The 22,917-nt window shown below is 64.0% G+C and carries 20 protein-coding genes; 6 read left to right on the top strand and 14 right to left on the bottom strand.

From position 1 onward, the window contains the following. Positions 1-160 precede the first annotated feature (160 nt). The gene (locus DN824_RS05015; protein ID WP_138407242.1) at positions 161-688 is read left to right on the top strand and encodes a DUF2062 domain-containing protein; all 528 of its coding nucleotides are present in this window, start codon (positions 161-163) and stop codon (positions 686-688) included. Positions 689-717: 29 nt separating this feature from the next. Here DN824_RS05015 and DN824_RS05010 read toward each other — a convergent pair whose 3' ends face one another. Genes DN824_RS05010 through DN824_RS05000 form a run of 3 tightly spaced genes read right to left on the bottom strand, consistent with a single transcriptional unit; the run spans position 718 to position 3,900 of the window. After that, positions 718-1,962, bottom strand: coding sequence for a lipoprotein-releasing ABC transporter permease subunit (locus DN824_RS05010; RefSeq protein WP_138407241.1), 1,245 nt, complete (start codon positions 1,960-1,962; stop codon positions 718-720). Next, complete coding sequence (lolD, locus tag DN824_RS05005; RefSeq protein ID WP_138407240.1) at positions 1,962-2,660, bottom strand: lipoprotein-releasing ABC transporter ATP-binding protein LolD; 699 nt, start codon at positions 2,658-2,660, stop codon at positions 1,962-1,964. Before lolD ends, DN824_RS05010 begins: the two co-directional genes overlap by 1 nt. Beyond that, the gene (locus DN824_RS05000; protein ID WP_138407239.1) at positions 2,653-3,900 is read right to left on the bottom strand and encodes a lipoprotein-releasing ABC transporter permease subunit; all 1,248 of its coding nucleotides are present in this window, start codon (positions 3,898-3,900) and stop codon (positions 2,653-2,655) included. The genes lolD and DN824_RS05000 overlap by 8 nt, the downstream gene beginning before the upstream one ends. Before the next feature lie 96 nt (positions 3,901-3,996). Between DN824_RS05000 and DN824_RS04995 the strand changes: the two genes are divergently transcribed. The 3 genes from DN824_RS04995 to DN824_RS04985 are packed head-to-tail and all read left to right on the top strand — an operon-like array spanning position 3,997 to position 5,598. Beyond that, entirely contained in the window at positions 3,997-4,578 is a 582-nt protein-coding gene (locus DN824_RS04995) for a PilZ domain-containing protein (protein ID WP_138407238.1), read from the top strand. A 1-nt stretch (position 4,579) separates the two neighbouring features. After that, entirely contained in the window at positions 4,580-4,885 is a 306-nt protein-coding gene (locus tag DN824_RS04990; RefSeq protein ID WP_138407237.1) for a phosphodiesterase, read from the top strand. Further along, complete coding sequence (locus DN824_RS04985) at positions 4,882-5,598, top strand: glycerophosphodiester phosphodiesterase (RefSeq protein WP_138407236.1); 717 nt, start codon at positions 4,882-4,884, stop codon at positions 5,596-5,598. Before DN824_RS04990 ends, DN824_RS04985 begins: the two co-directional genes overlap by 4 nt. A 134-nt stretch (positions 5,599-5,732) precedes the next feature. Here DN824_RS04985 and sthA read toward each other — a convergent pair whose 3' ends face one another. The 10 genes from sthA to DN824_RS04935 form a co-directional block, all read right to left on the bottom strand. Further along, positions 5,733-7,127: a Si-specific NAD(P)(+) transhydrogenase gene (gene sthA, locus DN824_RS04980; RefSeq protein WP_138407235.1), complete on the bottom strand. Its 1,395-nt coding sequence runs from the start codon at positions 7,125-7,127 to the stop codon at positions 5,733-5,735. A 155-nt stretch (positions 7,128-7,282) separates the two neighbouring features. Next, entirely contained in the window at positions 7,283-7,513 is a 231-nt protein-coding gene (gene nqrM / locus DN824_RS04975) for a (Na+)-NQR maturation NqrM (protein WP_138407234.1), read from the bottom strand. Beyond that, a complete protein-coding gene (locus DN824_RS04970) occupies positions 7,510-8,535 on the bottom strand; it encodes an FAD:protein FMN transferase (RefSeq protein WP_138407233.1) in 1,026 nt (341 codons plus the stop codon). The genes nqrM and DN824_RS04970 overlap by 4 nt, the downstream gene beginning before the upstream one ends. 1 nt (position 8,536) lies before the next feature. Then, on the bottom strand, positions 8,537-9,760 hold the full coding sequence (gene nqrF, locus DN824_RS04965; protein WP_138407232.1) for an NADH:ubiquinone reductase (Na(+)-transporting) subunit F: 1,224 nt from the start codon (positions 9,758-9,760) through the stop codon (positions 8,537-8,539). A gap of 14 nt (positions 9,761-9,774) precedes the next feature. Then, the gene (gene nqrE, locus DN824_RS04960) at positions 9,775-10,383 is read right to left on the bottom strand and encodes an NADH:ubiquinone reductase (Na(+)-transporting) subunit E (protein ID WP_138407231.1); all 609 of its coding nucleotides are present in this window, start codon (positions 10,381-10,383) and stop codon (positions 9,775-9,777) included. After that, a complete protein-coding gene (locus DN824_RS04955) occupies positions 10,383-11,051 on the bottom strand; it encodes an NADH:ubiquinone reductase (Na(+)-transporting) subunit D (protein WP_138407230.1) in 669 nt (222 codons plus the stop codon). The genes nqrE and DN824_RS04955 overlap by 1 nt, the downstream gene beginning before the upstream one ends. A gap of 3 nt (positions 11,052-11,054) precedes the next feature. Then, positions 11,055-11,843: a Na(+)-translocating NADH-quinone reductase subunit C gene (locus DN824_RS04950; RefSeq protein ID WP_138407229.1), complete on the bottom strand. Its 789-nt coding sequence runs from the start codon at positions 11,841-11,843 to the stop codon at positions 11,055-11,057. Beyond that, positions 11,836-13,047: an NADH:ubiquinone reductase (Na(+)-transporting) subunit B gene (locus DN824_RS04945; RefSeq protein WP_138407228.1), complete on the bottom strand. Its 1,212-nt coding sequence runs from the start codon at positions 13,045-13,047 to the stop codon at positions 11,836-11,838. The genes DN824_RS04950 and DN824_RS04945 overlap by 8 nt, the downstream gene beginning before the upstream one ends. A 3-nt stretch (positions 13,048-13,050) precedes the next feature. Further along, a complete protein-coding gene (locus DN824_RS04940) occupies positions 13,051-14,388 on the bottom strand; it encodes a Na(+)-translocating NADH-quinone reductase subunit A (RefSeq protein ID WP_138407249.1) in 1,338 nt (445 codons plus the stop codon). A 322-nt stretch (positions 14,389-14,710) separates the two neighbouring features. After that, complete coding sequence (locus tag DN824_RS04935) at positions 14,711-16,159, bottom strand: glyceraldehyde-3-phosphate dehydrogenase (RefSeq protein ID WP_138407227.1); 1,449 nt, start codon at positions 16,157-16,159, stop codon at positions 14,711-14,713. A gap of 159 nt (positions 16,160-16,318) precedes the next feature. Here DN824_RS04935 and mfd point away from each other — a divergent pair, with 159 nt between their 5' ends. Together mfd and DN824_RS04925 are read left to right on the top strand one after the other, a co-directional pair. Then, positions 16,319-19,762: a transcription-repair coupling factor gene (mfd, locus tag DN824_RS04930; RefSeq protein WP_138407226.1), complete on the top strand. Its 3,444-nt coding sequence runs from the start codon at positions 16,319-16,321 to the stop codon at positions 19,760-19,762. 111 nt (positions 19,763-19,873) lie between these two features. After that, the gene (locus DN824_RS04925; protein WP_138407225.1) at positions 19,874-22,159 is read left to right on the top strand and encodes a DEAD/DEAH box helicase; all 2,286 of its coding nucleotides are present in this window, start codon (positions 19,874-19,876) and stop codon (positions 22,157-22,159) included. A 4-nt stretch (positions 22,160-22,163) separates the two neighbouring features. Here the strand turns inward: DN824_RS04925 and DN824_RS04920 are convergent, their stop codons facing one another. Continuing rightward, positions 22,164-22,901, bottom strand: coding sequence for an S-methyl-5'-thioinosine phosphorylase (locus DN824_RS04920; RefSeq protein ID WP_138407224.1), 738 nt, complete (start codon positions 22,899-22,901; stop codon positions 22,164-22,166). Positions 22,902-22,917: the final 16 nt, after the last annotated feature.

Here is a 22,917-nt window from a genome sequence, read left to right as displayed (position 1 = left end):
CGGCGCGTCGCGCTTCCTGCGCTCTTCGTCCCGTGCCGGACCTAGATGGTCTAACCCGCCTGCATCCACCGTTTCGCATAGACGTATTGTCACAAAGGCGAACTACGTCGCTGCCCATTTCAATGCATAATCAGCAGGCTTCAGGCTGCCAGAGAATCTCATGCCGCGTCGCTTATTCAAACGCTATCTGCCCCACCCGGATCGCATCAAGGGAAACAAGTCCCTGCGATTTCTGGGCACGCTGATCCACGATCCGAACCTCTGGCACCTGAACCGTCACTCGGTTTCGAGGGCGATGGCCATCGGCCTGTTCTGGGCGATGATCCCGATTCCCATGCAGATGCTGACCGCCGCCGCGTCGGCAGTGCCCGCCCGGGCCAACCTGCCGATGGCCGTCGGGCTCGTCTGGCTGACCAACCCGCTGACGATGCCGGCCGTCTTCTACTGCAACTACAAGGTCGGCACCTGGCTGATGGGGACCCCCGCGTTCGACATGCCCGCCGAGCTGAGCCTGGCCTGGATCCGCAGATTGCTGGAGACGCATTGGCAGCCGCTCTATCTCGGCTCCCTGGTGCTGGGTCTGACGCTGGGAATTCTCGGCTACGTGCTCACCCAGGCCTACTGGCGCTGGTGGGTCGGCAACAACTGGCGCAAGCGCCGCGCCGCACGGCAGGCCCGAGGCCAGTAAGGCTACGGCCGCCGTCGACCACAGATCCGCTACTCGTAGCGCAGCGCTTCGGCCGGCTGCGTCTGCGCCGCTCGCCAGGCAGGATAGATCGTCGCCAGAAAGCTCATGGTCAGCGCGGCAATGGCGACCAGGGCGACATCGGCGATCTGCAACTCGGAGGGCAGCGTGCTGATGACGTACACCTCCGAACTGAAGACGTGCTGCCCGGTCAGGCGCTCCAGCCAGGCGACCAGCTCACTGACGTTGAGCGCGGCCAGCACCCCCAGCAGCGTGCCGGCAAAGGTGCCGGTAAAGCCGATGATGCTTCCCTGAACCATGAAGATCGCCATGATCTGACGCGGCGTCGCCCCCAGCGTGCGCAGGATGGCGATGTCGGCGCGCTTGTCGGACACCACCATGATCAGCGTCGCGATGATATTGAATGCCGCCACCGCAACGATCAGCATCAGCAGCAGACCGATCATGGTCTTTTCCATTTTCATCGCGCTGAACAGGCTGCCCTGGCTGTGGGTCCAGTCCTCGGCGCGATACTCACCACCAAGTTCGGCAGCGATCTGGGTCGAGACCTGGGGGGCGTGGAACAGCTCGGCGAGCTTCACCCGCACCGACTGCACCTGTTCCGGCTCCCAGCGCAGAATGCGCGCGGCATCGGCGCGGTGGATCATCGCCATCGTGCCGTCCAGGTCGGCCCCCACCCTGAACACGCCGACCACGTTCAGCCGCTGCATCCGGGGCGTGATACCACCTGGCGCGGAGCTCACTTCGGGCACGATCAGGGTCAACTTGTCGCCGAGGGAGAGGCCGAAACGACGCGCCGTCGCCAGCCCGATGACCACGCCGAACTCGCCGGCCTTCAGGTTCTCCAGATTGCCGGCGACCATCCGCGACGCGGCGATGGAAATCCCGGCCTCGGCCGAAGGCTCGACGCCACTGACCTGGATGGGCTGCATGTGCCCCTTGTAGGACAGCATCCCCTCGAGCTGGGTAAGCGGCGCCGTGGCGAGCACTTCCGGGTGCGCCTGCGCCCGGCTGGCCAGCGTCTGCCAGTCGTCCAGCGGACCGGCTCCGGCGATGGTCGCGTGCGGCACCATGCCGAGGATGCGCGAACTCATTTCACGCTGGAAGCCATTCATCACCGAGAGCACCACGATCATCGCCAGCACGCCCAGGACCAGACCGATCATCGAGGTGAGCGAAATGAATGAGATGTAATGGTTTCGGCGCTTGGCCCGCGTGTAGCGGCTGCCGATGAAAAGACTCAGGGGCCGGAACATCAGGCGGCCACCAGGCGACCGTCTTCCAGGCGCAGCACTTGGTCCATTTGCGCCGCCAGCTGCTGGTCGTGGGTCACGACCAGAAACGCAGTGCGCAGCGACGCGCTGAGTTCGAGCATCAGATCCTGGATGCCCTGAGCGGTATGGTGATCCAGGTTACCGGTGGGCTCGTCGAGCAACACCAGGGCCGGCTGGTTCACCAGCGCCCGGGCGATGGCGACGCGCTGGCGCTCGCCACCCGAAAGCTCGGCGGGCTTGTGCGCCAGCCGATGGCCGAGCCCTACCCGCTCCAGCAGCTCGGTGGCGCGGCGGCGTGCCTCGGGGATGCCGGTCTTGCCGATCAGCAGCGGCATGCACACGTTTTCCAGCGCGGTGAACTCGGGCAACAGGTGATGGAACTGATAAACGAAACCGAGCGCACGGTTGCGCAGCAGCCCGCGGCCTTTCTCGCTCAGGGCGGAGAGCTCTTCGCCGGCGAGCCAGACGCTGCCCTCGCTCGGGGTATCGAGGCCGCCCAGCAGATTCAGCAGCGTGCTTTTCCCCGAGCCGGAGCTGCCGACGATGGCCACTCGCTGGCCGGGGAACAGCTCGAGTTCTAGCCCCGAAAGCACGTCGACGGATTCGGGCCCCTGTTCGTAGCGCTTGCCCAGGTTGCGGCAACTCAGGACGGCTTTTTCATGCATAACCTGCTCACTCATAACGTAGCGCCTCCGCCGGCTGGGTGCGTGCGGCGCGCCAGGCGGGGTAAAGGGTCGCGAGGAAACTCAGGACGAGCGCGGCACCGCAGACCAGCACCACGTCCTCGGCCATCAGCCGCGAAGGCAGATAGTCGATGAAATACACATCGGCGCTGAGAAACTTGTGCCCGAGCACACGCTCCAGGGCCGAGATCCAGCTGCTGATATTGAGCGCTGCGAGCATGCCCAGCACGGCGCCGATCAGGGTGCCGACCACGCCGATCACGGTCCCCTGGACGATGAAGATGCCCATGATCTGACGGGGCGTCGCACCAAGGGTACGCAGAATGGCGATGTCACCGCGCTTGTCGGTCACCACCATCACCAGCATGGAAATGATATTGAACGCCGCCACCGCGACGATCAGCAGCAGGAGCAGGCCGATCATGGCCTTTTCCATGCGGATCGCCTGGTACAGGTTGCCATGGGTCCGGGTCCAGTCGCGCGAGTAGAAGTCCTGCCCGGCCTGCCCCGCCAGCTCCCAGGCGATCCGTGGCGCCTGGAACAGGTCCTCGAAACGCAGCCGCAGCCCCTGCACCTGGTCCGGCTTCCAGCGTTGCAGGCGCGCCAGATCGGTGATGTTGGCCATCGCCACGAAGCCATCGATCTCGCCCGCCCCCACATGGAAAATGCCGCTGACGGTGAAGCGCTTCATCCGGGGAAACATGCCGGCCGGCGTGACCGTCACTTCGGGGGCGACGAAGGTGATCTTGTCGCCGACGCCCACGCCCAGCTTCTGCGCGGCCCGGTCGCCGATGACGATGGCGAACTCGCCGGGCTGCAGCGAATCGAGCGTCCCCTGCTGGAAGAAACGGTCGATGATCGACACGTTGCGCTCGAGGGCGGGATCGATGGCGTTGATCAGTACTTTCTGAACGTTGCCTTCGTTGGTCAGCAACCCTTGCATCTGGATGAAGGGCGCGATGCCGAGGACCTGGGGTTGATCCTGGAGGCGATCGGCGAGCGTTCGCCAGTCGTCGATCGGCTGCGCGCTCTCGAGCGTCGCATGGGGCACCATACCCAGCACGCGGGTACGCATCTCGTGGTCGAAACCGTTCATGACCGAGAGCACGAGGATCATCACCAGCACGCCGAGCGCCAGCCCGACCATGGAGGTGAAGGAGATGAAGGAAACGAAGAGGCTGCGGCGCTTGGCGCGTGTATAGCGCGCCCCGATGTAAACGGACAGCGGTCTGAACATAAAGGACGGGTTCGCTGGCGGAAGAAATACGTGCTTCTGACTGACGCGACCGGTGGCTGATACACTCAGGCCACCACTGCTGGCCATGGTATCGCCATGTCGACACGAGACAATGAAGAACGCCGCGAATACTACCGCATAGAGGATAGGGTCGCACTGGAAATCGTCCCCCTGCCCCGGGAGCAGGCAGCTGAAGACGACCCGGCCGGCGACGCCCCGCCGCTGTTCAATCTGCTCAGCGAACTGCACCGGCTCGACTTCGAAGCCCAGCACCTGCTACGCCAGATCGGCGAAACCAATCGCCCCCTGGTGAACTACCTGAAGGTACAGAACAGGCGCATCGACCTGATCGGCCAGGCGCTGGCGCAGGACCTGCTGAAGGACCTCGGCGAGACCAGAAGCGTGGAGCTGTCCGAGGGCGGCCTCAGGTTCGGCCACGCCCAACCGATCCCGGAAGGCGGGCGACTGCTGCTCAAGATGGTCCTGATGCCCCAAGCCATGGGCCTCGCACTGCAGGCCCGGGTCCTCTACTGCCAGGCGCGTGAGGACGGGCAATATGAGATCGGTACCGAATTCGAAGCGTTGACTGATGCACAGCGGCAACTGCTGGCACGGCATATCCTGAAGAAACAGGCGCAACAGAGACGCCTGGCCCGCGAACTTCCTGAAAGGATTTGAGATGCTCCGCCCGCTATCGTTATCGCTAGTCCTGCTGTTTTCGTCCGTCGCCGTCGCCGACACCCTTTACATCCCGGTCGGCGAACAAGGCGCCTCCAGCCTGTCCGTGCCGCACCGTGGCGAATCCAAGGGGCGCGTGCTCGAACGCTTCGGCCTGGCCGACAAGGAATACCCCAGCGTCGGCAAGCCGCCGATCACGCGCTGGGATTACCGCGAGTTCACGGTCTACTTCGAGAACGACCGGGTCATCAACAGCGTGATCCATCACAAACCCCAAAGCCAGTCTCAGGCGGGACAAGTACCGTGACCCTCATCTACGGCCATCGCGGCGCCAAGGGCGAAGCCCCCGAGAATACGCTGGCCAGCTTCCAGAAATGCCTGGAGCACGGCGTGCGCCGCTGCGAGCTGGACCTGCACCTCTCACGCGATGGCGAGCTGATGGTGATTCACGACCCGACCCTCAAGCGCACCACTGGGCGCCGTGGCAAGGTGGTGGAGCACACTGCGGACGAGCTCGTCGGCTACGACGCCCGCCATTCGGGGCCGGTCTGGAAACAGCCCTGCCCGATCCCGAAGCTTGAAGAACTGTTCGAGAAATGCGCCTTCGAGCATTGGCAGCTCGAGGTCAAGAGCGCATCGCGCGCACGGGCCGAGCGTACCGTGCTGGCGATCAAGGCGCTGGCGGAGCGCCATGGCCTGCAGGACAGGATCACCGTCACCTCGAGCTCGCGCGAGGTGCTCAAGGCCCTGCTGCGTGTCGCACCGGAGTTCTCGCGCGGCCTGGTGGCCGAATACACCTGGCTCGACCCGCTGAAGGTCGCCAAACAGTATGGGTGCGAGCTGCTGGCGCTGAAATGGACCCTGTGCAGTCCCGAACGTGTCGCCAAGGCGCAGCAGCAAGGCCTTCACGTCTCGGTCTGGACGGTCAACGACCCGGCGCTGATGCGCCGGCTGGCCGATCAGGGCGTCGACAGCCTGATCACGGACTTTCCCGGACTCGCCCGCGCAACGCTTGGATAGAACCCACGGTCAGGGCGCGCGGACGCTTGTCCACGCGCCTGGTCCTGATCAGAAGCTTTCCCGGTTCGGCCACTGCCAATCGCGGGAATGCTCGAAGGGATCCCCGCCCGGCTCAGGCCACCGGGCGGAGCCGCTCAAAAAAGCCGGTTCAGGCCGTCGAACGCCGCGACCCGATAGGCTTCGGCCATGGTCGGGTAGTTGAAGGTGGTGTTGACGAAGTACTTCACCGTGTTGGCTTCGCCGGGCTGGTTCATGATCGCCTGTCCGATATGGACGATCTCCGACGCCTGGTAGCCGAAGCAGTGCACGCCCAGGACCTGCAACGTCTCGCGGTGAAACAGGATCTTCAGCATGCCGACCGGCTCGCCGGAAATCTGCGCACGTGCCATGCCCTTGAAAAAGGCCTTGCCGACTTCGTACGGGACCTTGGCCTGGGTCAGCTCGCGCTCGTTCTTGCCGATGGAGCTGATCTCGGGAATGGTGTAGATGCCTGTCGGTACGTCGTCGACGAATCGCCAGCTGTCGTTCTGCACGATGCTGCCGGCAGCCGAGCGCCCCTGGTCGTAAGCGGCGCTGGCCAGCGCCGGCCAGCCGATCACATCACCGGCCGCATAGATGTTGCTGACCTCGGTCCGGTAGTGCTCGTCGACCTGGATCTGGCCACGGCTGTTGACCTTGACCCCGATGTTCTCCAGCCCCAGCTTGTCGGTGTTGCCGGTGCGCCCGTTGCACCAGAGCAGCGCGTCGGCCTTGATCTTCTTGCCTGACTTCAGGTGCAGGACCACACCATTGTCCAGACCCTCGATGCGCTCGTACTCCTCGTTGTGGCGAATCAGCACGTTGTTGTTGCGCAGGTGGTAGCTCAGGGCGTCGGAAATCTCGGCATCGAGGAAGCTGAGCAACTGGTCGCGGTTGTCGATCAGATCGACCAGCACGCCGAGGCCACTGAAGATCGAGGCGTACTCACTGCCGATCACGCCGGCGCCGTAAATGATCAGACGGCGCGGGGTGTGGCTCAGCGTCAGGATGGTGTCGCTGTCGTAGACGCGCGGGTGGCTGAAATCGATATCTGCGGGGCGGTAGGGCCGCGAACCGGTAGCGATGATGATCTGCGGGGCGACGAGTCGCTCCACCACGCCGTTGTTGCAGACCACCTCGACGGAGGTCTCGTCGGCGAAGCTGGCGGTGCCGAAGAACAGGTCGATACGGTTGCGAGCGTAATAGCCGGTGCGCGAAGTGACCTGCTTGGAGATCACCTTCTCCGCGCTCTTCAGCACGTCAGGAAAGGAGAACCAACGCGGCTCGCCAATCTGGCGAAACAGTGGGTTGGTGTTGTATTGCATGATCTGCCTAACCGAATGGCGCAGGGCTTTGGAGGGGATGGTTCCCAGGTGGGTGGAGTTGCCCCCCACCAGCGGTCGACTGTCGACCACCGCCACCTTGCGTCCGGCCTTCGAGGCGTTCATGGCCGCCCCTTCTCCCGCCGGACCCGAGCCCAGAACGACCACATCGTAGTTATAGACAGCCATTATTTACTCCTGATAACGCGCCGGCACGCGTGCGCCAGCGCCGTCGACCAATCCGTAGATGAAACGGGGTTGAGGCAAGGCCTCCGGAACGGCCGCACTATGCCTGACCGGCCGGTCCAAAAAAACAGGGCGGTGCAGCACCGCCCTGTCATTTTCTATCGTTTGGTGGCGTCGTAGGCCAACGCCGCGTTGGGATTGTCCTTTCCTTCGGCGTTCACTTCCTCGCATTTTTCGCGATTGCCGCCACAGATCGAACACTCTTTCTCGATACCGAGGTTGGCGATGCCGCCGCAGGAACCGGCGATGGGCTTGCGCCCCATGATCACACCGATGGCCATGCCGAACACGACGAGCAGCATGACGGAAAAAACCAGAAGCCAGGTCATTGATTACCTCCCGCACCGAACAACTCGTCGAAAGCCTCGGTGCTTTTGGTTACGAACCCTCCTCCTTCGCGAATCACGAAGAACGAAGGGATGGAATGTTCGGCAGCGAAGTCGAAACCACGCTCCGGCCCCAGAACCATGAGCAGGGTAGACAACCCATCAGCCAGAAGGGTCGAACGGTCGGCAACGGTTACCGCGGCGAGCGTGTGGGCTATCGGAGCGCCGGTACGAGGATCGAGCGTATGGGAATACCGTTGCCCGTCGCGCTCGAAATAGTTGCGGTAGTCCCCGGATGTGGAGATCCCGTAACCGTCCAGCTCGATCACCCGCTGGGCTACGCGCTGGTCGTCGCGCGGCTCCTCGACGCCGATACGCCACGCCGATCCATCCGGCTTGCGACCCTCGGCCTTGAGCTCGCCAGTGATCTCGACGAGATAGCTGGTCACACCCAGCGACTTCAGGCGTTCGGAGACGCGATCAACGGAGTATCCGGCCGCGATGCCGTTGAATTCCAGTTGCGCCGGCGCATCCTTGCAGAGCTGTTCGCCATCGCGGCGAAAATGATCCAGGCCGGTCAACGCGCGGGCTTCGGCGATGGCCTCGTCACTCGGCACCCCCTCCCCCTTGGCCCTCGGACCGAATCCCCAGAGGTTCAGCAGCGGTTCCAGGGTGGGGTCGAACGCCCCGTCGCTCTGCGCGGACAACTGCCGACTGACCTCGAGCAGTTCGAATATCGAGGCGGGCATCGACTGGCAGCTGTTCGCCGCCATCTCGTTGAACCGCTCGATAGCGGAATCGCTTCGGTAGGTCGACAGCTCCCGGTCGATCTGCTCGAGAATCGCATCGGTCTCCCTTTGCAATTCCACCTTGTCGGGCACGCCCCGGGACTTCACGTACTTGACGCTGTAGGTGCTGCCCTGGGCCGGCCCGGCAAAGCTTTCGATCCGGTCCTGAAATAAACAGCCCGTCAGGGCTGTCGCCAGGGCGACAGCGATGACGGGCCGGATTAGCGCAACCGACATGCTAGCCGCCGAAGTCGTCGAGCAGGATATTCTCCGGCTCTACACCCAGGTCGGTCAGCATCTTGATCACCGAAGCGTTCATCATTGGCGGGCCGCACATGTAGAACTCGCAGTCCTCGGGCGCCGGATGGTCCTTGAGGTAGTTCTCGTACAGCACGTTATGGATGAAGCCCGTGGGGCCCTGCCAGTTGTCTTCCGGCAGCGGGTCGGACAACGCCAGGTGCCACTCGAAGTTCTCGTTCTCCGCCTGCAGCTGGTCGTACTCCTCGACGTAGAAAGCTTCACGCATGGAACGAGCGCCATACCAGAAGCTCATCTTGCGCTTGGACTTCAGGCGCTTGAGCTGGTCGAAGATATGCGAGCGCATCGGAGCCATCCCGGCACCACCGCCGATGAAGACCATCTCGGCATCCGTATCCTTGGCGAAGAACTCACCGAACGGTCCGTACACCGTCACCTTGTCGCCCGGCTTGAGGCTGAACACCCAGGACGACATCTTGCCCGGTGGCAGGTGATCCTTGCCCGGCGGCGGCGATGCGATACGGATGTTGAACTTCACGATGCCGACTTCTTCGGGGTAGTTGGCCATGGAGTAGGCCCGAACGACGGTTTCATCGACCTTGGACACATACTTCCACTGATCGAACTTGTCCCAGTCGCCGCGATACTCTTCCTGAATGTCGAAGTCCTTGTAGCGAACCTCGTGAGGCGGACATTCGAGCTGCACGTAACCGCCGGCGCGGAAGTTGACGTTCTCGCCCTCGGGCAGCCTGAGCGTGAGTTCCTTGATGAAGGTGGCGACGTTGGGGTTGGACTCGACGGTGCACTCCCACTTCTTGACGCCGAAAACCTCTTCGGGCACCTCGATCTTCATGTCCGCCTTGACCGGCGTCTGGCACGACAGGCGCCAGCCTTCGCCGGCTTCGCGACGGGTGAAGTGCGATTCCTCGGTGGGCAGCATCTCGCCGCCACCGCTCTCGACGATGCACTTGCACTGGGCGCAGGTACCGCCGCCGCCACAGGCGGACGAGAGGAAGATGTTGTTGGCCGCCAGGGTCTGCAGCAACTTGCCGCCAGCCGGTACGGTGATGGTTTTCTCGCCGTTGATCTCGATGTTCACGTCGCCGCTGTTAACCAGCTTGGCGCGGGCGGCGAGAATGATCGCCACCAGTAACAGCACGATCACGGTGAACATGCCGATGGCGAGGAAGATTTCGTAACTCATCTGTTCATCCGTCCTTACAGCTGTACGCCAGAGAAAGACATGAAGCCCAGCGACATCAGCCCGATGGTGATGAAGGTGATCCCCAGCCCCTGCAGGCCGGCCGGAACGTCGCTGTATTTGAGCTTCTCGCGAATACCGGCCAGCGCGGCGATCGCCAGCGCCCAGGACACACCGGCACCGACGCCATAGACGGCGCTCTCAGCCAGGTTGTAGTCCCGCTCGACCATGAACAGCGAACCACCGAGGATGGCGCAGTTCACCGTGATCAGCGGCAGGAACACCCCAAGGGCGTTGTAGAGCGACGGCACGTACTTATCCAGCGTCATCTCGAGGATCTGCACGATCGCCGCGATCACGCCGATGAAGGTCAGCAGGCCGAGGAAGCTCAGGTCCGCATCAGGCAGACCGGCCCAGGCCAGCGCGCCTTCCTTCAGGAAGTAGCTGAAGATCAGGTTGTTGACCGGCATGGTGATGCCGAGCACCAGAACCACCGCGATGCCGAGACCGATGGCGGTTTCCACCTTCTTGGAAATCGCGATGAACGTACACATGCCGAGGAAGAACGCCAGCGCCATGTTCTCGACGAACACCGCACGGACGAACAGGCTGATGTAATGCTCCATCAGTAGGCCTCCTTGTTCGAAACCTGGGGTGCCATCTTGAACGCCGGCTGTTCGACCTGCGAGGTCTTCCAGCTACGAATAGCCCAGATGAACAGACCGATCAGGAAGAACGCCGAAGGCGGCAGCAGCAGCATGCCGTTGGGCAGGTACCAGCCGCCGTCGTTGACCACCGGCAGGATGGTGTAGCCCGCCAGCTTGCCCGAGCCGAACAGCTCCCGAATGATCCCCAGCGCGATGAGCATGGCGCTGTAGCCCAGGCCGTTGCCGATGCCGTCGACGAACGACAGCAGCGGTGGGTTCTGCATGGCGAACGCTTCGGCACGCCCCATCACGATACAGTTGGTGATGATCAGGCCGACGAACACCGACAGCTGTTTGGACAGGCTATAGGCGAAGGCTTTGAGTATCTGGTCCACCAGGATCACCAGCGAGGCGATGATGACCATCTGCACGATCATGCGGATCGAGCTCGGGATCTGCCGACGGATCATCGAGACGAACAGGTTGGAGAAGCCCGTCACCATGGTCAGACAGACCGACATCACCAGCGCGGTCTTGAGGTTGGAGGTAACCGCCAGCGCGGAGCAGATCCCGAGGATCTGCAGGCCGATGGGGTTGTTGTTGAAGACCGGGTTGAACAGGACTTCACGATAGGTTGGAAGCGACATGGATCAAGCCTCCCCTGCGCGCAGGTTTCGAATGAAGGGACCGAAGCCATCCTGCCCCAGCCAGAAATGCAGCAAATGGTTGACCCCGTTGCTGGTCAGCGTCGCACCGGCCAGGCCGTCGACCTGATGTTCGGCGTTCGGGCTGCGCGGGTCGACTCCACCCTTGACGACCTGCACGGCCAGGTCGCCGTTCTGGTCGAAAATGGTCTTGCCGGGCCACTGGCCCGTCCAGCGCGGGTTGTCGACTTCACCACCCAGGCCGGGCGTTTCGCCGTGCTGGTAGAAGCCCATGCCGACGACGGTGTTGAGGTCGCCCTTGAGCGCGATGAAGCCATAGAGCGTCGACCACAGTCCGTAGCCGCGTACCGGCAGGATGACGGTGTCGAGCTCGCCGTCGTTCTCGATCAGGTAAACCGTGGAGTAGCGCTCCAGGCGCTTGATCGAGGCGATGTCCTGCTCAGCCGGAACCGGGCTGGACAGCGACGGGTCACGTGCGGCACGCAGCGGATCGAAGGTTTCCGGATCCTGCGCATCGCTGAACGTGCCGCTCTCGAGTTCGACCACACGGGCAGTGATGGTGCTCTGGTACAGCTCCTTGATCTGGTTCGCCGACATGCCGGGCTTGCTCAGGCCGGCGATCGCCAGAATGCTGCGCTGTTTGTCGAGCAGGCGGTTTTCCACTTGCGTGGGTTTGAGTGCCACGGCCGCGCCAGCCACGAAGACCGAGCAGACCAGGCAGACCAGCAGCGCTACCGTCAGCGTGCGGGCGGTGGATTCTTTCTGACTAGACATTACGTGCCAGCCTCCGCTTGATGTTGGCCTGAATGACGAAGTGGTCAATCAGCGGTGCAAACAGGTTGGCAAACAGGATCGCCAGCATCATGCCTTCCGGGAAAGCCGGGTTCACGACGCGGATCAGCACCACCATCACCCCGATGAGGGCGCCGAAGATCCATTTGCCGGTATTGGTCATCGAGGCCGAAACCGGATCGGTGGCCATGAAGATCAGACCGAAGGCGAAACCGCCCACGACCAGGTGCCAGTACCAGGGCATGCCGAACAGCGGATTGGTCTCCGAGCCGATCAGGTTGAACAGCGAGCTCAACGCGATCATGCCCAGCATGACGCCCGAGACGATGCGCCAGGAGGCGATCTTGGTCGACAGCAGTACGGCGCCACCGATCAGGATGGCCAGCGTGCTGGTCTCGCCGATCGAACCGTGGATGGTGCCGATGAACGCGTCCATCCAGCTGATGCCGTTACCGATCACGTTCTCGATGCCGCCCGCCGCCGTGAGGCTGAGCGCGGTGGCGCCGGAGAAACCGTCGACCGCCGTCCAGACTTCGTCGCCGGACATCTGCGCCGGATAGGCGAAGAACAGGAACGCACGACCGGTCAGCGCCGGGTTGAGGAAGTTCTTGCCGGTGCCGCCGAACAGTTCCTTGCCGATCACCACGCCGAAGCTGATGCCCAGCGCGACCTGCCAGAGCGGAATGGTCGGCGGCAGGATCAGGGCGAACAGCACGGAGGTGACGAAGAACCCTTCGTTGACTTCATGCTTGCGTATGGTGGCGAACAGCACTTCCCAGAACCCACCGACGATGAAGGTCACCGCGTAGACAGGCAGGAAGTAGGCAGCGCCCTGGATGAAGTTGTCCCAGGCGCTGTTCGGATCGAAGCCGGCCAGCGCTCCGATCAGCGCGAAGCGCCAGCCTTCCTGGGCCTGCAGCAGCTCGCCGTTGGCGGCATAGATCAGGTTGGCCTGGTAGCCGGTGTTCCACATGCCGAAGAACATCGCCGGGAAGGTGCACAGCCAGACGGTGATCATCATCCGCTTGAGGTCGATGCCGTCACGCACGTGCGCCGTGGTCTTGGTCACGCTGCCGGGGCGATAGAGGAAGGTGTCCAGCGCCTCGTAGAGGGCGTACCACTTTTCGTGCTTGCCACCCTTTTCGAAGTGGTGCTCGATCTTGTCGAGGAATGCGCGAATGCCCATGACTTAACCCTCCTTCTCGATACGGGTCAGGTTGTCCCGCAGGATCGGGCCGTATTCGTATTTACCGGCACAGACATAGGTGCACAGCGCCAGATCCTCTTCATCGAGTTCGAGGCAGCCGAGCTTCTGAGCCAGCTCGGTGTCGCCGACGATCAGGTACCGCAGCAATTGCGTCGGCAGAATGTCGAGCGGCATCACTTCTTCGTAGTTGCCGACCGGCACCATGGCGCGAGGGCTGCCGTTGGTCGAGGTGGAGAAGGCGAACTTCTTGCCTGCCATCAGCTTGGAGATATAGATGTTGAGGATCGAATGCTTCTCCACGCCTGGACGCATGTAATGGAGCATTTCGCGCTCCTTACCCTCACGCAGGCAGGAAACCTGCTGGTGGTAGCGGCCAAGGAAGGCGAATGCGCCACGGGCGGTGCGCCCGCCGAGCACGGAGCCGGAAACCACGCGATTGACGCCTGCCTGCAATTCGCCGGCGGTCAGCTCTTCGAGATTGGCACCCAGGCGGGTACGCAGCAGACGGGGCTGGTCTACGACGGGACCGCCCAGCGCCACGACGCGCTCGACCGACAGACGACCGGTGGTGAACAGCTTGCCGATCGCGATCACGTCCTGATAGCCGATATGCCAGACGCTCTTGGACGCACTGACCGGGTCGAGGAAGTGGATGTGCGTGCCCGCCAGTCCCGCTGGATGCGGGCCGGAGAAGGATTCGGTCTTGACGTTCGCCAGCGTCTCGCCGGGCAGCGAGGCGTTTTCCGCCTTGCACAGGAATACGCGAGCGAGCTTTCCGAGAACGCTCAGCCCCGCTTCGAAAGCCTGCGCCTGCTCACCGATGATGACCGCCGGATCCGCCGCCAGCGGATGGGTGTCGATGGCGGTGACAAATATCGAGTTCGGCGTGGCATCGATCGCCGGCACCTTGCTGAACGGACGCGTCCGCAGCGCGGTCCATAGACCCGACTGCTGGAGATTCTCACGTACCTGCTCGGCCGTCAGGCCATCCAGGGCGGACGCTTCGTACTGGGCGAAGGTAAGCTCTTCGTCCCCGTCGAGGTCGATCACCACCGATTGCAGAACGCGCTTCTCGCCCCGGTGGATGGCGCTGACGACACCCGCCCCGGGAGCGGTGAAGTGTACGCCCTCGGTCTTCTTGTCGGAAAAGAGCACTTGCCCCAACTTGACCCGATCCCCGACCTGAACGGCCATGGTCGGTTTCATCCCCGGATAGTCGAAGCCAATCACGGCGACGCTGCGCACAGGCCTTGCGGCCTCGATGCGCTGCGTCGGCGCTCCCGCTATGGGCAAATCAAGCCCACGTTTTATTTTGATCATCGGTTTGCCTAACCACTGATTTGGAAAACTTTCAGAGCCGGCTCTGGCGCAAGGTCGAATTGCGCTATTCCCGTCATTGCAGTAATGACGCGGTTTCTGCGGCGGGCCCAGGTAAAAAATCCGCCCGATTATAGAGGTCATGCACCGGAACTGACCACCCAAGGCGATCCATTTTTTCTATTCGACAAATGCCCGTCGACAGCAAAGCGATCGGCGCCGCAGAGGGGTGCAATCATCGAACAGGGTCCGTGGCGGCACTCTTTGGCACCCCCGCAGAAACGAAAAACGGGAGCCGAAGCTCCCGTCTCGCATGCAGACGAACCTAGCGCGGGAAGGCGGGAGGATTGACTCCGGCCATTTCTTCCATCACGCGGACCACCTGGCAGCTGTAACCGAACTCGTTGTCGTACCAGACATAGAGCACCACGCGGTTGTCGTTGCAGATGGTGGCTTCGGCGTCGACCACGCCGGCGTAACGCGAACCGACGAAATCGGTAGAAACAACTTCCTGCGAGCTGACGAAGTCGATCTGCTTCTGAAGATCCGAGTGCATGGCCATCTGGCGCAGGTACTCGTTGATCTCTTCGCGGCTGGTCGGCTTTTCCAGGGACAGGTTGAGGATCGCCATCGACACGTTGGGCGTCGGCACGCGGATCGCGTTACCGGTCAGCTTGCCCTTGAGCACCGGCAGCGCCTTGGCGGCAGCGGTGGCCGCACCAGTCTCGGTGATCACCATGTTCAGCGGCGCGCTGCGACCGCGGCGATCGCCCTTGTGGAAGTTGTCGATCAGGTTCTGGTCGTTGGTGTACGAGTGAACGGTCTCGACGTGGCCATGGACGATACCGTACTGGTCGTTGACCGCCTTGAGCACCGGCACGATGGCGTTGGTGGTGCAGGAAGCCGCCGAGACGATCTTGTCGTCCGCGGTGATCTCGCCGTGGTTGATGCCGTGCACGATGTTTTTCAGCGCGCCCTTGCCCGGAGCGGTGAGCACCACGCGGTCGACGCCCGGGCACTTGAGGTGCTGGCTCAGGCCTTCGGCGTCACGCCACTTGCCGGTGTTGTCCACCAGCAGCGCGTTCTGGATGCCGTACTGGGTGTAATCCACCGACGACGGGTCGTTGGAGTAGATCACCTGGATCAGGTTGCCGTTGGCGGTGAGCGTGTTGTTCTCGGCATCGATGGTGATGGTGCCGTTGAACGGACCGTGCACCGAGTCGCGGCGCAGCAGGCTGGCGCGCTTGACCAGATCGTTCTCCGCCCCCTTGCGAACGACGATCGCACGCAGGCGCAGCCCCTCGCCGCCGCCGGTCTTCTCGATCAGGATGCGGGCCAGCAGGCGCCCGATACGACCGAAACCATAAAGCACCACATCGGTGCCTTTCTGCGCACCGCCGGCACGTTTGTCGGCCACCTCGGCGAGCTCTTCGCGAACGAACTGCTCGAGGTTGCGACCGTTGCCCTCGGCCTTGAACTTGGCGACAACCTTGCCCAGGTCGACCGAGGCGGCCCCCAGGTTCATGTCGCTCATGGTCTTGAGGATCTGGAATGTCTCGTGTACCGAGAGTTCGGCTTCGTCAGCCAGACGATGACGCGCGAAACGGTGCGCCTTGAGGATGTCAATGACCGAACGATTGATCAGCCCACGGCCGTAAATCGATGTCACCACGTTGTTGTTGCGATACAGCTGACCAATTAACGGGATCATCGCTTCAGCGAGCGCTTCTCGATCAATCCATTCACCAAGGCACTGGTCGGGCTTCTGGGTCACGGGGCAGTTCCTTCCACATGTAGGGGCTGATAAAAGGGGCTACATTATGACGACGCACCCTAGCGCCGGCAATCTGCAGCGGACGAAACACTGACAGCGAAGCGTACGGATAGTTACAATCGACCCGGTCCATTTTTCAGACCGGAGTCACGCCCTCTCGTGTCCGTACTGCGCCTACCGCCCCTGCCAGCCGCCAGCGGCAAGCAACTCTGGGGCAACCTTCCGGGTGCCGCGCTGAGCCTCGCCATTGCCGAAGCCGCCAGCGCCGCCAACCGTTTCACGCTGCTGCTGACCGCCGACAGCCAGAGCGCCGAGCGCCTCGAACAAGAACTGGGATTCTTCGCGCCGCAGCTGCCCGTGCTGCATTTTCCCGACTGGGAAACCCTGCCCTACGACCTGTTCTCGCCGCACCAGGACATTATTTCCCAGCGCATCGCGACGCTCTACCAGCTGCCGGAACTCAGCCACGGGGTTTTGGTAGTCCCGATCACCACCGCCCTACACAGGCTTGCGCCCCGGCGCTTCCTGCTCGGCTCGAGCCTGGTGCTGGACGTCGGCCAGACGCTGGACGTCGAGCAGATGCGCCTGCGCCTGGAGGCTGCCGGCTACCGCTGCGTGGACACCGTCTACGAGCATGGCGAGTTCGCCGTGCGCGGCGCCCTGATCGACCTGTTCCCGATGGGCAGCGCCCTGCCCTACCGGATCGACCTGTTCGACGACGAGATCGAAACCCTGCGCACCTTCGATCCGGAAACCCAGCGCTCGATCGACAAGGTCGAGTCCATTCGCCTGCTGCCGGCACGCGAGTTCCCGCTCAAGAAAGAGTCGGTCACCGGTTTTCGCGCGCGCTTTCGCGAGCGCTTCGACGTGGATTTCCGTCGCTGCCCCATCTACCAGGACCTGTCCACCGGGATCACGCCGGCGGGCATCGAGTATTACCTGCCGCTGTTCTTCGACGAGACGGACACCCTCTTCGACTACCTGCCCGAAGACACCCAGGTCTTCTCGCTGCCGGGCATCGAACAGGCCGCCGAGCAGTTCTGGAACGACGTGCGCAATCGCTACGAGGAGCGCCGGGTGGACCCGGAGCGCCCCTTGCTGCCGCCCGCCGACCTGTTCCTGCCGGTGGAAGACTGCTTCGCCCGGCTCAAGCGCTGGCCGCGGGTGGTGGCCAGTCACGACGACGTGGAAACCGGTATCGGTCGCGAGCGTTTCCCCGCCAGAGCGCTGCCACAGCTGGCGATAGAGGCCAAGGCCAATGAGCCGCTGGGCGCGCTGCGCCGCTTTCTCGACGAGTTCCCCGGCCGCGTCCTGTTCACCGCCGAGTCGGCGGGCCGTCGCGAAGTGCTGCTCGAACTGCTTGCCAGGCTCAAGCTGCGCCCGCAGGCGCTGGATGGCTGGCCGGCGTTCGTCGACAGCGACGAGCGCCTGGCGATCGCCATCGCCCCACTCGACGAGGGCCTCCTGCTCGACCAGCCCGGGCTGGCGCTGATCGCCGAAAGCCCGCTGTTCGGCCAGCGCGTGATGCAACGGCGCCGGCGCGAGAAAGGCCGCGACGCCGGCGAGAACGTGATCAAGAACCTCACCGAGCTGCGCGAAGGGGCGCCGGTGGTGCATATCGATCACGGGGTCGGCCGCTACCAGGGCCTGGTCACCATCGAGGTCGAGGGCCAGGCCGCGGAATTCCTCATGCTCGCCTACGCCGACGAGGCCAAGCTCTACGTGCCGGTTTCCAGCCTGCACCTGATCGCCCGCTACACCGGCAGCGACGATGCCCTGGCACCGCTGCACCGGCTCGGTTCCGAGACCTGGCAGAAGGCCAAGCGCAAGGCCGCCGAGCAGGTCCGCGACGTGGCGGCCGAGCTGCTCGACATCTATGCCCGACGCGCCGCGCGCGAGGGCTACGCCTTCAAGGACCCGCAGGTCGACTACGAAACCTTCAGCGCCGGTTTCCCGTTCGAGGAAACCCCCGACCAGCAGGCCGCGATCGAAGCGGTACGCGAGGACATGTTGGCCGCCAAGCCGATGGACCGGCTGGTCTGCGGCGACGTCGGCTTCGGCAAGACCGAAGTGGCCATGCGCGCCGCCTTCATCGCCGTGCACGGCGGCAAGCAGGTCGCCGTGCTGGTGCCGACCACGCTGCTCGCCCAGCAGCACTACAACAGCTTCCGCGACCGCTTCGCCGACTGGCCCGTGCGGGTCGAGGTGATGAGCCGCTTCAAGTCCGCCAAGGACATACAAGGCGCCATCGCCGAGCTGGCCGAAGGCAAGGTGGACATCCTCATCGGCACCCACAAGCTGCTGCAGGGGGACGTACAGTTCAAGAACCTGGGCCTGGTCATCATCGACGAGGAACACCGTTTCGGCGTGCGCCAGAAGGAACAGCTCAAGGCGCTGCGCAGCGAAGTGGACATCCTGACCCTCACCGCCACGCCCATCCCGCGCACCCTGAACATGGCGGTCGCCGGCATGCGCGACCTGTCGATCATCGCCACCCCGCCGGCGCGCCGGCTGTCGGTGCGCACCTTCGTCATGGAACAGGCCAATACCGTGATCAAGGAGGCACTGCTGCGCGAGCTGCTGCGCGGTGGCCAGGTCTACTACCTGCACAACGAGGTGAAGACCATCGAGAAATGCGCCGCGGACCTCGCGGCGCTGGTGCCCGAAGCGCGCATCGCCGTCGGCCATGGCCAGATGAACGAACGCGAGCTGGAACAGGTGATGGGCGACTTCTACCACAAGCGCTTCAACGTGCTCGTCGCCTCGACCATCATCGAGACCGGCATCGACGTACCCAACGCCAACACCATCATCATCGAGCGCGCCGACAAGTTCGGCCTGGCCCAGCTGCACCAGTTGCGCGGCCGGGTCGGACGCAGCCACCACCAGGCCTACGCCTATTTGCTGACACCGCCGCGCAAGGCCATGACGCCGGATGCGGAAAAGCGCCTGGAAGCCATCGCCAATGCCCAGGACCTGGGCGCCGGCTTCGTGCTGGCCACCCACGACCTGGAAATCCGCGGCGCCGGCGAACTGCTCGGCGAAGGCCAGAGCGGCCAGATCCAGGCGGTGGGCTTCACCCTCTACATGGAAATGCTCGAGCGCGCCGTCAAGTCGATCCGCAAGGGCGAGGAGCCGAACCTCGACCAGCCGCTGGGCGGCGGACCGGAAATCAACCTCCGGCTGCCGGCCCTGATCCCCGAGGATTATCTGCCCGACGTCCACGCGCGGCTGATCCTCTACAAGCGCATCGCCTCGGCCGCCGATGAGGAGGGATTGAAAGAACTGCAGGTGGAAATGATCGATCGCTTCGGCCTTCTGCCGGAACCGACCAAGAACCTGGTGCGTCTGACCTTGCTCAAGCTGCAAGCCGAAACGCTTGGCATCACCAAGATCGACGCCGGCCCGCAAGGCGGACGCATCGAGTTCGCCGCCGATACCCGGGTCGATCCGCTGGTGCTGATCAAGCTGATCCAGAGTCAGCCCAACCGCTACAAGTTCGAAGGCGCCACCGTGTTCAAGTTCCAGGTCCCCATGGAGCGGCCGGAGGAGCGTTTCAATACCCTCGAGGCATTGATGGAACGACTGGCGCCCACCACATAGGAACCGCATGCCTCGATTGCCGATAAAGCCGCCGCGCCGCTTCCCGCTTTTGCACGACGGCCCATCCGCTTGCGACCGGAGCGATCGCCGGCGTGGCGCTGGCGGCGCGTCATGAGCCGCCAAGCGGAACGCCAGCCGAGCAGCGACCCGGTGCCGGCGCCGCGCCTGACCCTGGGCAGCTGCCTCACCACCCACTATCACGCGGGCAACGGGCGGATGGTCAGCGAGTACCAGCATCGCGCCGGCCTGAGCTTCATCTACGGCGACACCGCGATCCACGGCCCCGCGCTGCGAAGCGAGCCGCGCCAGACCCTCGACCGGCAGCCCCAGGCCGAGCAGGCGTTGCGCCAGCAGCTGCGACAGCTCGGCTTCAGGACCGCGCTGCGCCAGAGCCTGGCGCTACCCAAGGATTCAGCGGAAATGTTCGACCGCGCCAGCGAGGAAGACTGGCTGCACTTTGCCCTCGAGCAGCTGCCACAGCTGCGCGAGCAGGGTTGGGACGTGGATGTGAGGCCAGGCTTCCTGTTCGACCTGACGCCCGTGGACGGCTGGTATGCCAGTGCCCGCCCGGACCCGAACGCCCAGCGCTTCGAGCTGGAGGTGGGGATTCTGGTCAAGGGGCAGCGCGTCAGCCTGCTGCCCCTGCTCGCCCGACTGGTGCGGCAGAAGTCCAGCGCGCTCGCACCACCGCAGCTCAAGCGCCGCGGCGACGATGAGTGGGTGCGCCTGCAACTCGATCGCACCCCTCGGGACAACCGGCCGCTGCAAGTGGCCGTGCCGCTGGCGAAGCTCAAACCGATCCTCGCCACCCTGGGCGAGCTTTATCTCTCCGAACAGCCGATGGCCGACAGCCTGGAATTGAGCATGGCCGATGCCGCTCGCCTGGGCGGGCTCGACGGAGCAGGCCTGCACTGGCACGAGGGTTCTCAGCTGCTGGCGTTCGCCCGTGCCCTGGCCGAGCGGCCCAGCGCCGGCGAGCCGAACGGACTCGGCGCCGCGCTGCGGCCCTATCAGCGCGAGGGGCTTGGCTGGCTACAGACCCTTCGCCAGTTGCAGGTGGGCGGCATCCTTGGCGACGACATGGGATTGGGCAAGACCCTGCAGAGCCTGGCCCACCTGCTCGCGGAAAAGAACGCCGGGCGCCTGGATCGACCGGCGCTGGTGGTGATGCCCACCAGCCTGATCCCCAACTGGCAGGACGAAGCCGCACGCTTCACCCCGCAACTTCGCGTGGCGGCCCTGCACGGCGCGGGACGCCGGGCGCATTTCGCCAAGCTGGCCGACTACGACCTGCTGCTGACCACCTATGCCCTGCTGCCCCGGGACATCGAAAAGCTCAAGCCCCAGACGTTCCACGTGCTGATTCTCGACGAGGCGCAGAACATCAAGAACCCGGCCAGCAAGGCGGCGGTCGCAGCCTGCCAGCTGGTCGCGCGCCAGCGGCTGTGCCTGACCGGCACACCGCTGGAGAATCACCTGGGGGAGCTGTGGTCGCTGTTCCAGTTCCTCATGCCCGGCTGGCTCGGCGACGCCGGCGCATTCAATCGGGACTACCGCATTCCGATCGAGAAACATGGCGACAGCGCGCGTCTCGCGCACCTCAAGGGTCGGATCAACCCCTTCCTGCTCCGTCGCAAGAAGGAAGACGTGGCGCGCGAACTGCCGGCGAAGAATGAAATCGTCCAGTGGATCGAGCTGAACGCGGCGCAGCGCGAGATCTACGAGAACGTGCGTCAGGCGATGAACCGCAAGGTGCAGGAAGAGATCGACCGCAAGGGCCTGGCGCGCAGCCAGCTGATCATCCTCGAGGCCCTGCTCAAGCTGCGCCAGGTGTGCTGCGATGTTCGCCTGGTCGCCGGCGATGCCAGGCCGGCACGCGGGACCACCTCGGGCAAGCTGGATCGCCTGATGGAAATGCTCGAGCACCTGCTGGCCGAAAACCGGAAGGTGCTGCTGTTCTCCCAGTTCACCTCGATGCTCGCGCTGATCGAAGCCGAGCTCGAGCAGCGCCGCATCGACTACGTGCAGATCACCGGCGCCACCAAGGACCGGCGCCAGCCCGTCGAACGCTTCCAGGCCGGCGAGGTTCCGGTGTTTCTGATCAGCCTCAAGGCCGGCGGCACCGGCCTGAACCTGACCGCCGCCGACACCGTGATCCACTACGACCCCTGGTGGAATCCGGCCGCCGAAAACCAGGCCACGGACCGCGCGCACCGCATCGGCCAGGACAAGTCGGTATTCGTCTACAAGCTGATCGCCCGCGGCACCGTCGAGGAGCGCATCCTGCAGCTACAGGCGGAAAAATCCGATCTGGCCGCCGGCCTGCTCGAAGGCCGCGAGGAAGGCTGGAACCTGCAGCAGAGCGACCTCGACGCCCTGTTCGCCCCCCTGCCCTGAGCGGCTAGCCAGCCAGTACGCGGCCGAGCACGGCACGCGCCTTGCCGATTCCCTCGGCCAACGCGGCCTCGATCTCTTCCATGGTGATGATCCCGCTGGACTTGCCCGCAGCCGGGTTGACCACCAGCGCCAGGCACCCATAGGGCAGGTCCAGCTCCCGCGCCAGTACGGCTTCGGGCATGCCGGTCATGCCGACGATGTCACAGCCGTCCCGCTCCATGCGGGCGATCTCGGCGATCGTCTCCAGGCGCGGCCCCTGGGTGCAGCCGTACACGCCATGGCTGCTGAAGGCGTAGCCCTCGGCCGCCAGCGCGGCCACCAGGCGGCCGCGTAGAGCCTCGTCATAGGGGTAGCTGAAATCCACATGGGTGACGTGTTCGAGCTCGCCTTCGAAGAAGGTGTGATCGCGCCCCGAGGTGTAATCGATCAGCTGATGCGGCACGCAGAAATGCCCGGCGCCCATGGCGGCATGAATCCCGCCCACGGCGTTCATCGCGAGCACCGCCTCGGCGCCCGCTTCCCTGAGTGCCCAGAGGTTGGCGCGGTAGTTCACCTGGTGCGGTGGAATGCGATGCGGATGGCCATGGCGGGCCAGGAAGAGGACGTCCCGCCCCGCGAACTCCCCGCGCAGGATGGGGGCCGACGGTGCTCCGTAAGGCGTGTCGATGGCGATCGCATCGCGCAGCGTAAAGCCGGACAGCTGGGTCAGGCCCGTGCCGCCGATGATGGCGTGAATGGTCATGGCGTTATCCTTGGTC

The sequence above is a fragment of the Stutzerimonas nosocomialis genome (genome assembly GCF_005876855.1).
GTDB classification, from domain to species: Bacteria; Pseudomonadota; Gammaproteobacteria; order Pseudomonadales; family Pseudomonadaceae; genus Stutzerimonas; species Stutzerimonas nosocomialis.
The sequence above is the reverse complement of the archived record's forward strand: the minus strand, read 5'-3'. Positions and strand labels throughout refer to the sequence as shown.

Coding starts and splice junctions, on each gene's coding strand:
- DN824_RS04920 (WP_138407224.1), bottom strand. CDS start 22,901: ATGACCATTCACGCCATCATCGGCGGCACGGGCCTGACCCAGCTGTCC.
- sthA (WP_138407235.1), bottom strand. CDS start 7,127: ATGGCTGTCTATAACTACGATGTGGTCGTTCTGGGCTCGGGTCCGGCG.
- DN824_RS04970 (WP_138407233.1), bottom strand. CDS start 8,535: ATGTCGGTTGCGCTAATCCGGCCCGTCATCGCTGTCGCCCTGGCGACA.
- DN824_RS05000 (WP_138407239.1), bottom strand. CDS start 3,900: ATGTTCAGACCGCTGTCCGTTTACATCGGGGCGCGCTATACACGCGCC.
- DN824_RS04990 (WP_138407237.1), top strand. CDS start 4,580: ATGCTCCGCCCGCTATCGTTATCGCTAGTCCTGCTGTTTTCGTCCGTC.
- nqrF (WP_138407232.1), bottom strand. CDS start 9,760: ATGAGTTACGAAATCTTCCTCGCCATCGGCATGTTCACCGTGATCGTG.
- DN824_RS05015 (WP_138407242.1), top strand. CDS start 161: ATGCCGCGTCGCTTATTCAAACGCTATCTGCCCCACCCGGATCGCATC.
- DN824_RS04925 (WP_138407225.1), top strand. CDS start 19,874: ATGAGCCGCCAAGCGGAACGCCAGCCGAGCAGCGACCCGGTGCCGGCG.
- DN824_RS05010 (WP_138407241.1), bottom strand. CDS start 1,962: ATGTTCCGGCCCCTGAGTCTTTTCATCGGCAGCCGCTACACGCGGGCC.
- nqrE (WP_138407231.1), bottom strand. CDS start 10,383: ATGGAGCATTACATCAGCCTGTTCGTCCGTGCGGTGTTCGTCGAGAAC.
- nqrM (WP_138407234.1), bottom strand. CDS start 7,513: ATGACCTGGCTTCTGGTTTTTTCCGTCATGCTGCTCGTCGTGTTCGGC.
- DN824_RS04950 (WP_138407229.1), bottom strand. CDS start 11,843: ATGTCTAGTCAGAAAGAATCCACCGCCCGCACGCTGACGGTAGCGCTG.
- DN824_RS04955 (WP_138407230.1), bottom strand. CDS start 11,051: ATGTCGCTTCCAACCTATCGTGAAGTCCTGTTCAACCCGGTCTTCAAC.
- DN824_RS04945 (WP_138407228.1), bottom strand. CDS start 13,047: ATGGGCATTCGCGCATTCCTCGACAAGATCGAGCACCACTTCGAAAAG.
- DN824_RS04995 (WP_138407238.1), top strand. CDS start 3,997: ATGTCGACACGAGACAATGAAGAACGCCGCGAATACTACCGCATAGAG.
- DN824_RS04940 (WP_138407249.1), bottom strand. CDS start 14,388: ATGATCAAAATAAAACGTGGGCTTGATTTGCCCATAGCGGGAGCGCCG.
- lolD (WP_138407240.1), bottom strand. CDS start 2,660: ATGAGTGAGCAGGTTATGCATGAAAAAGCCGTCCTGAGTTGCCGCAAC.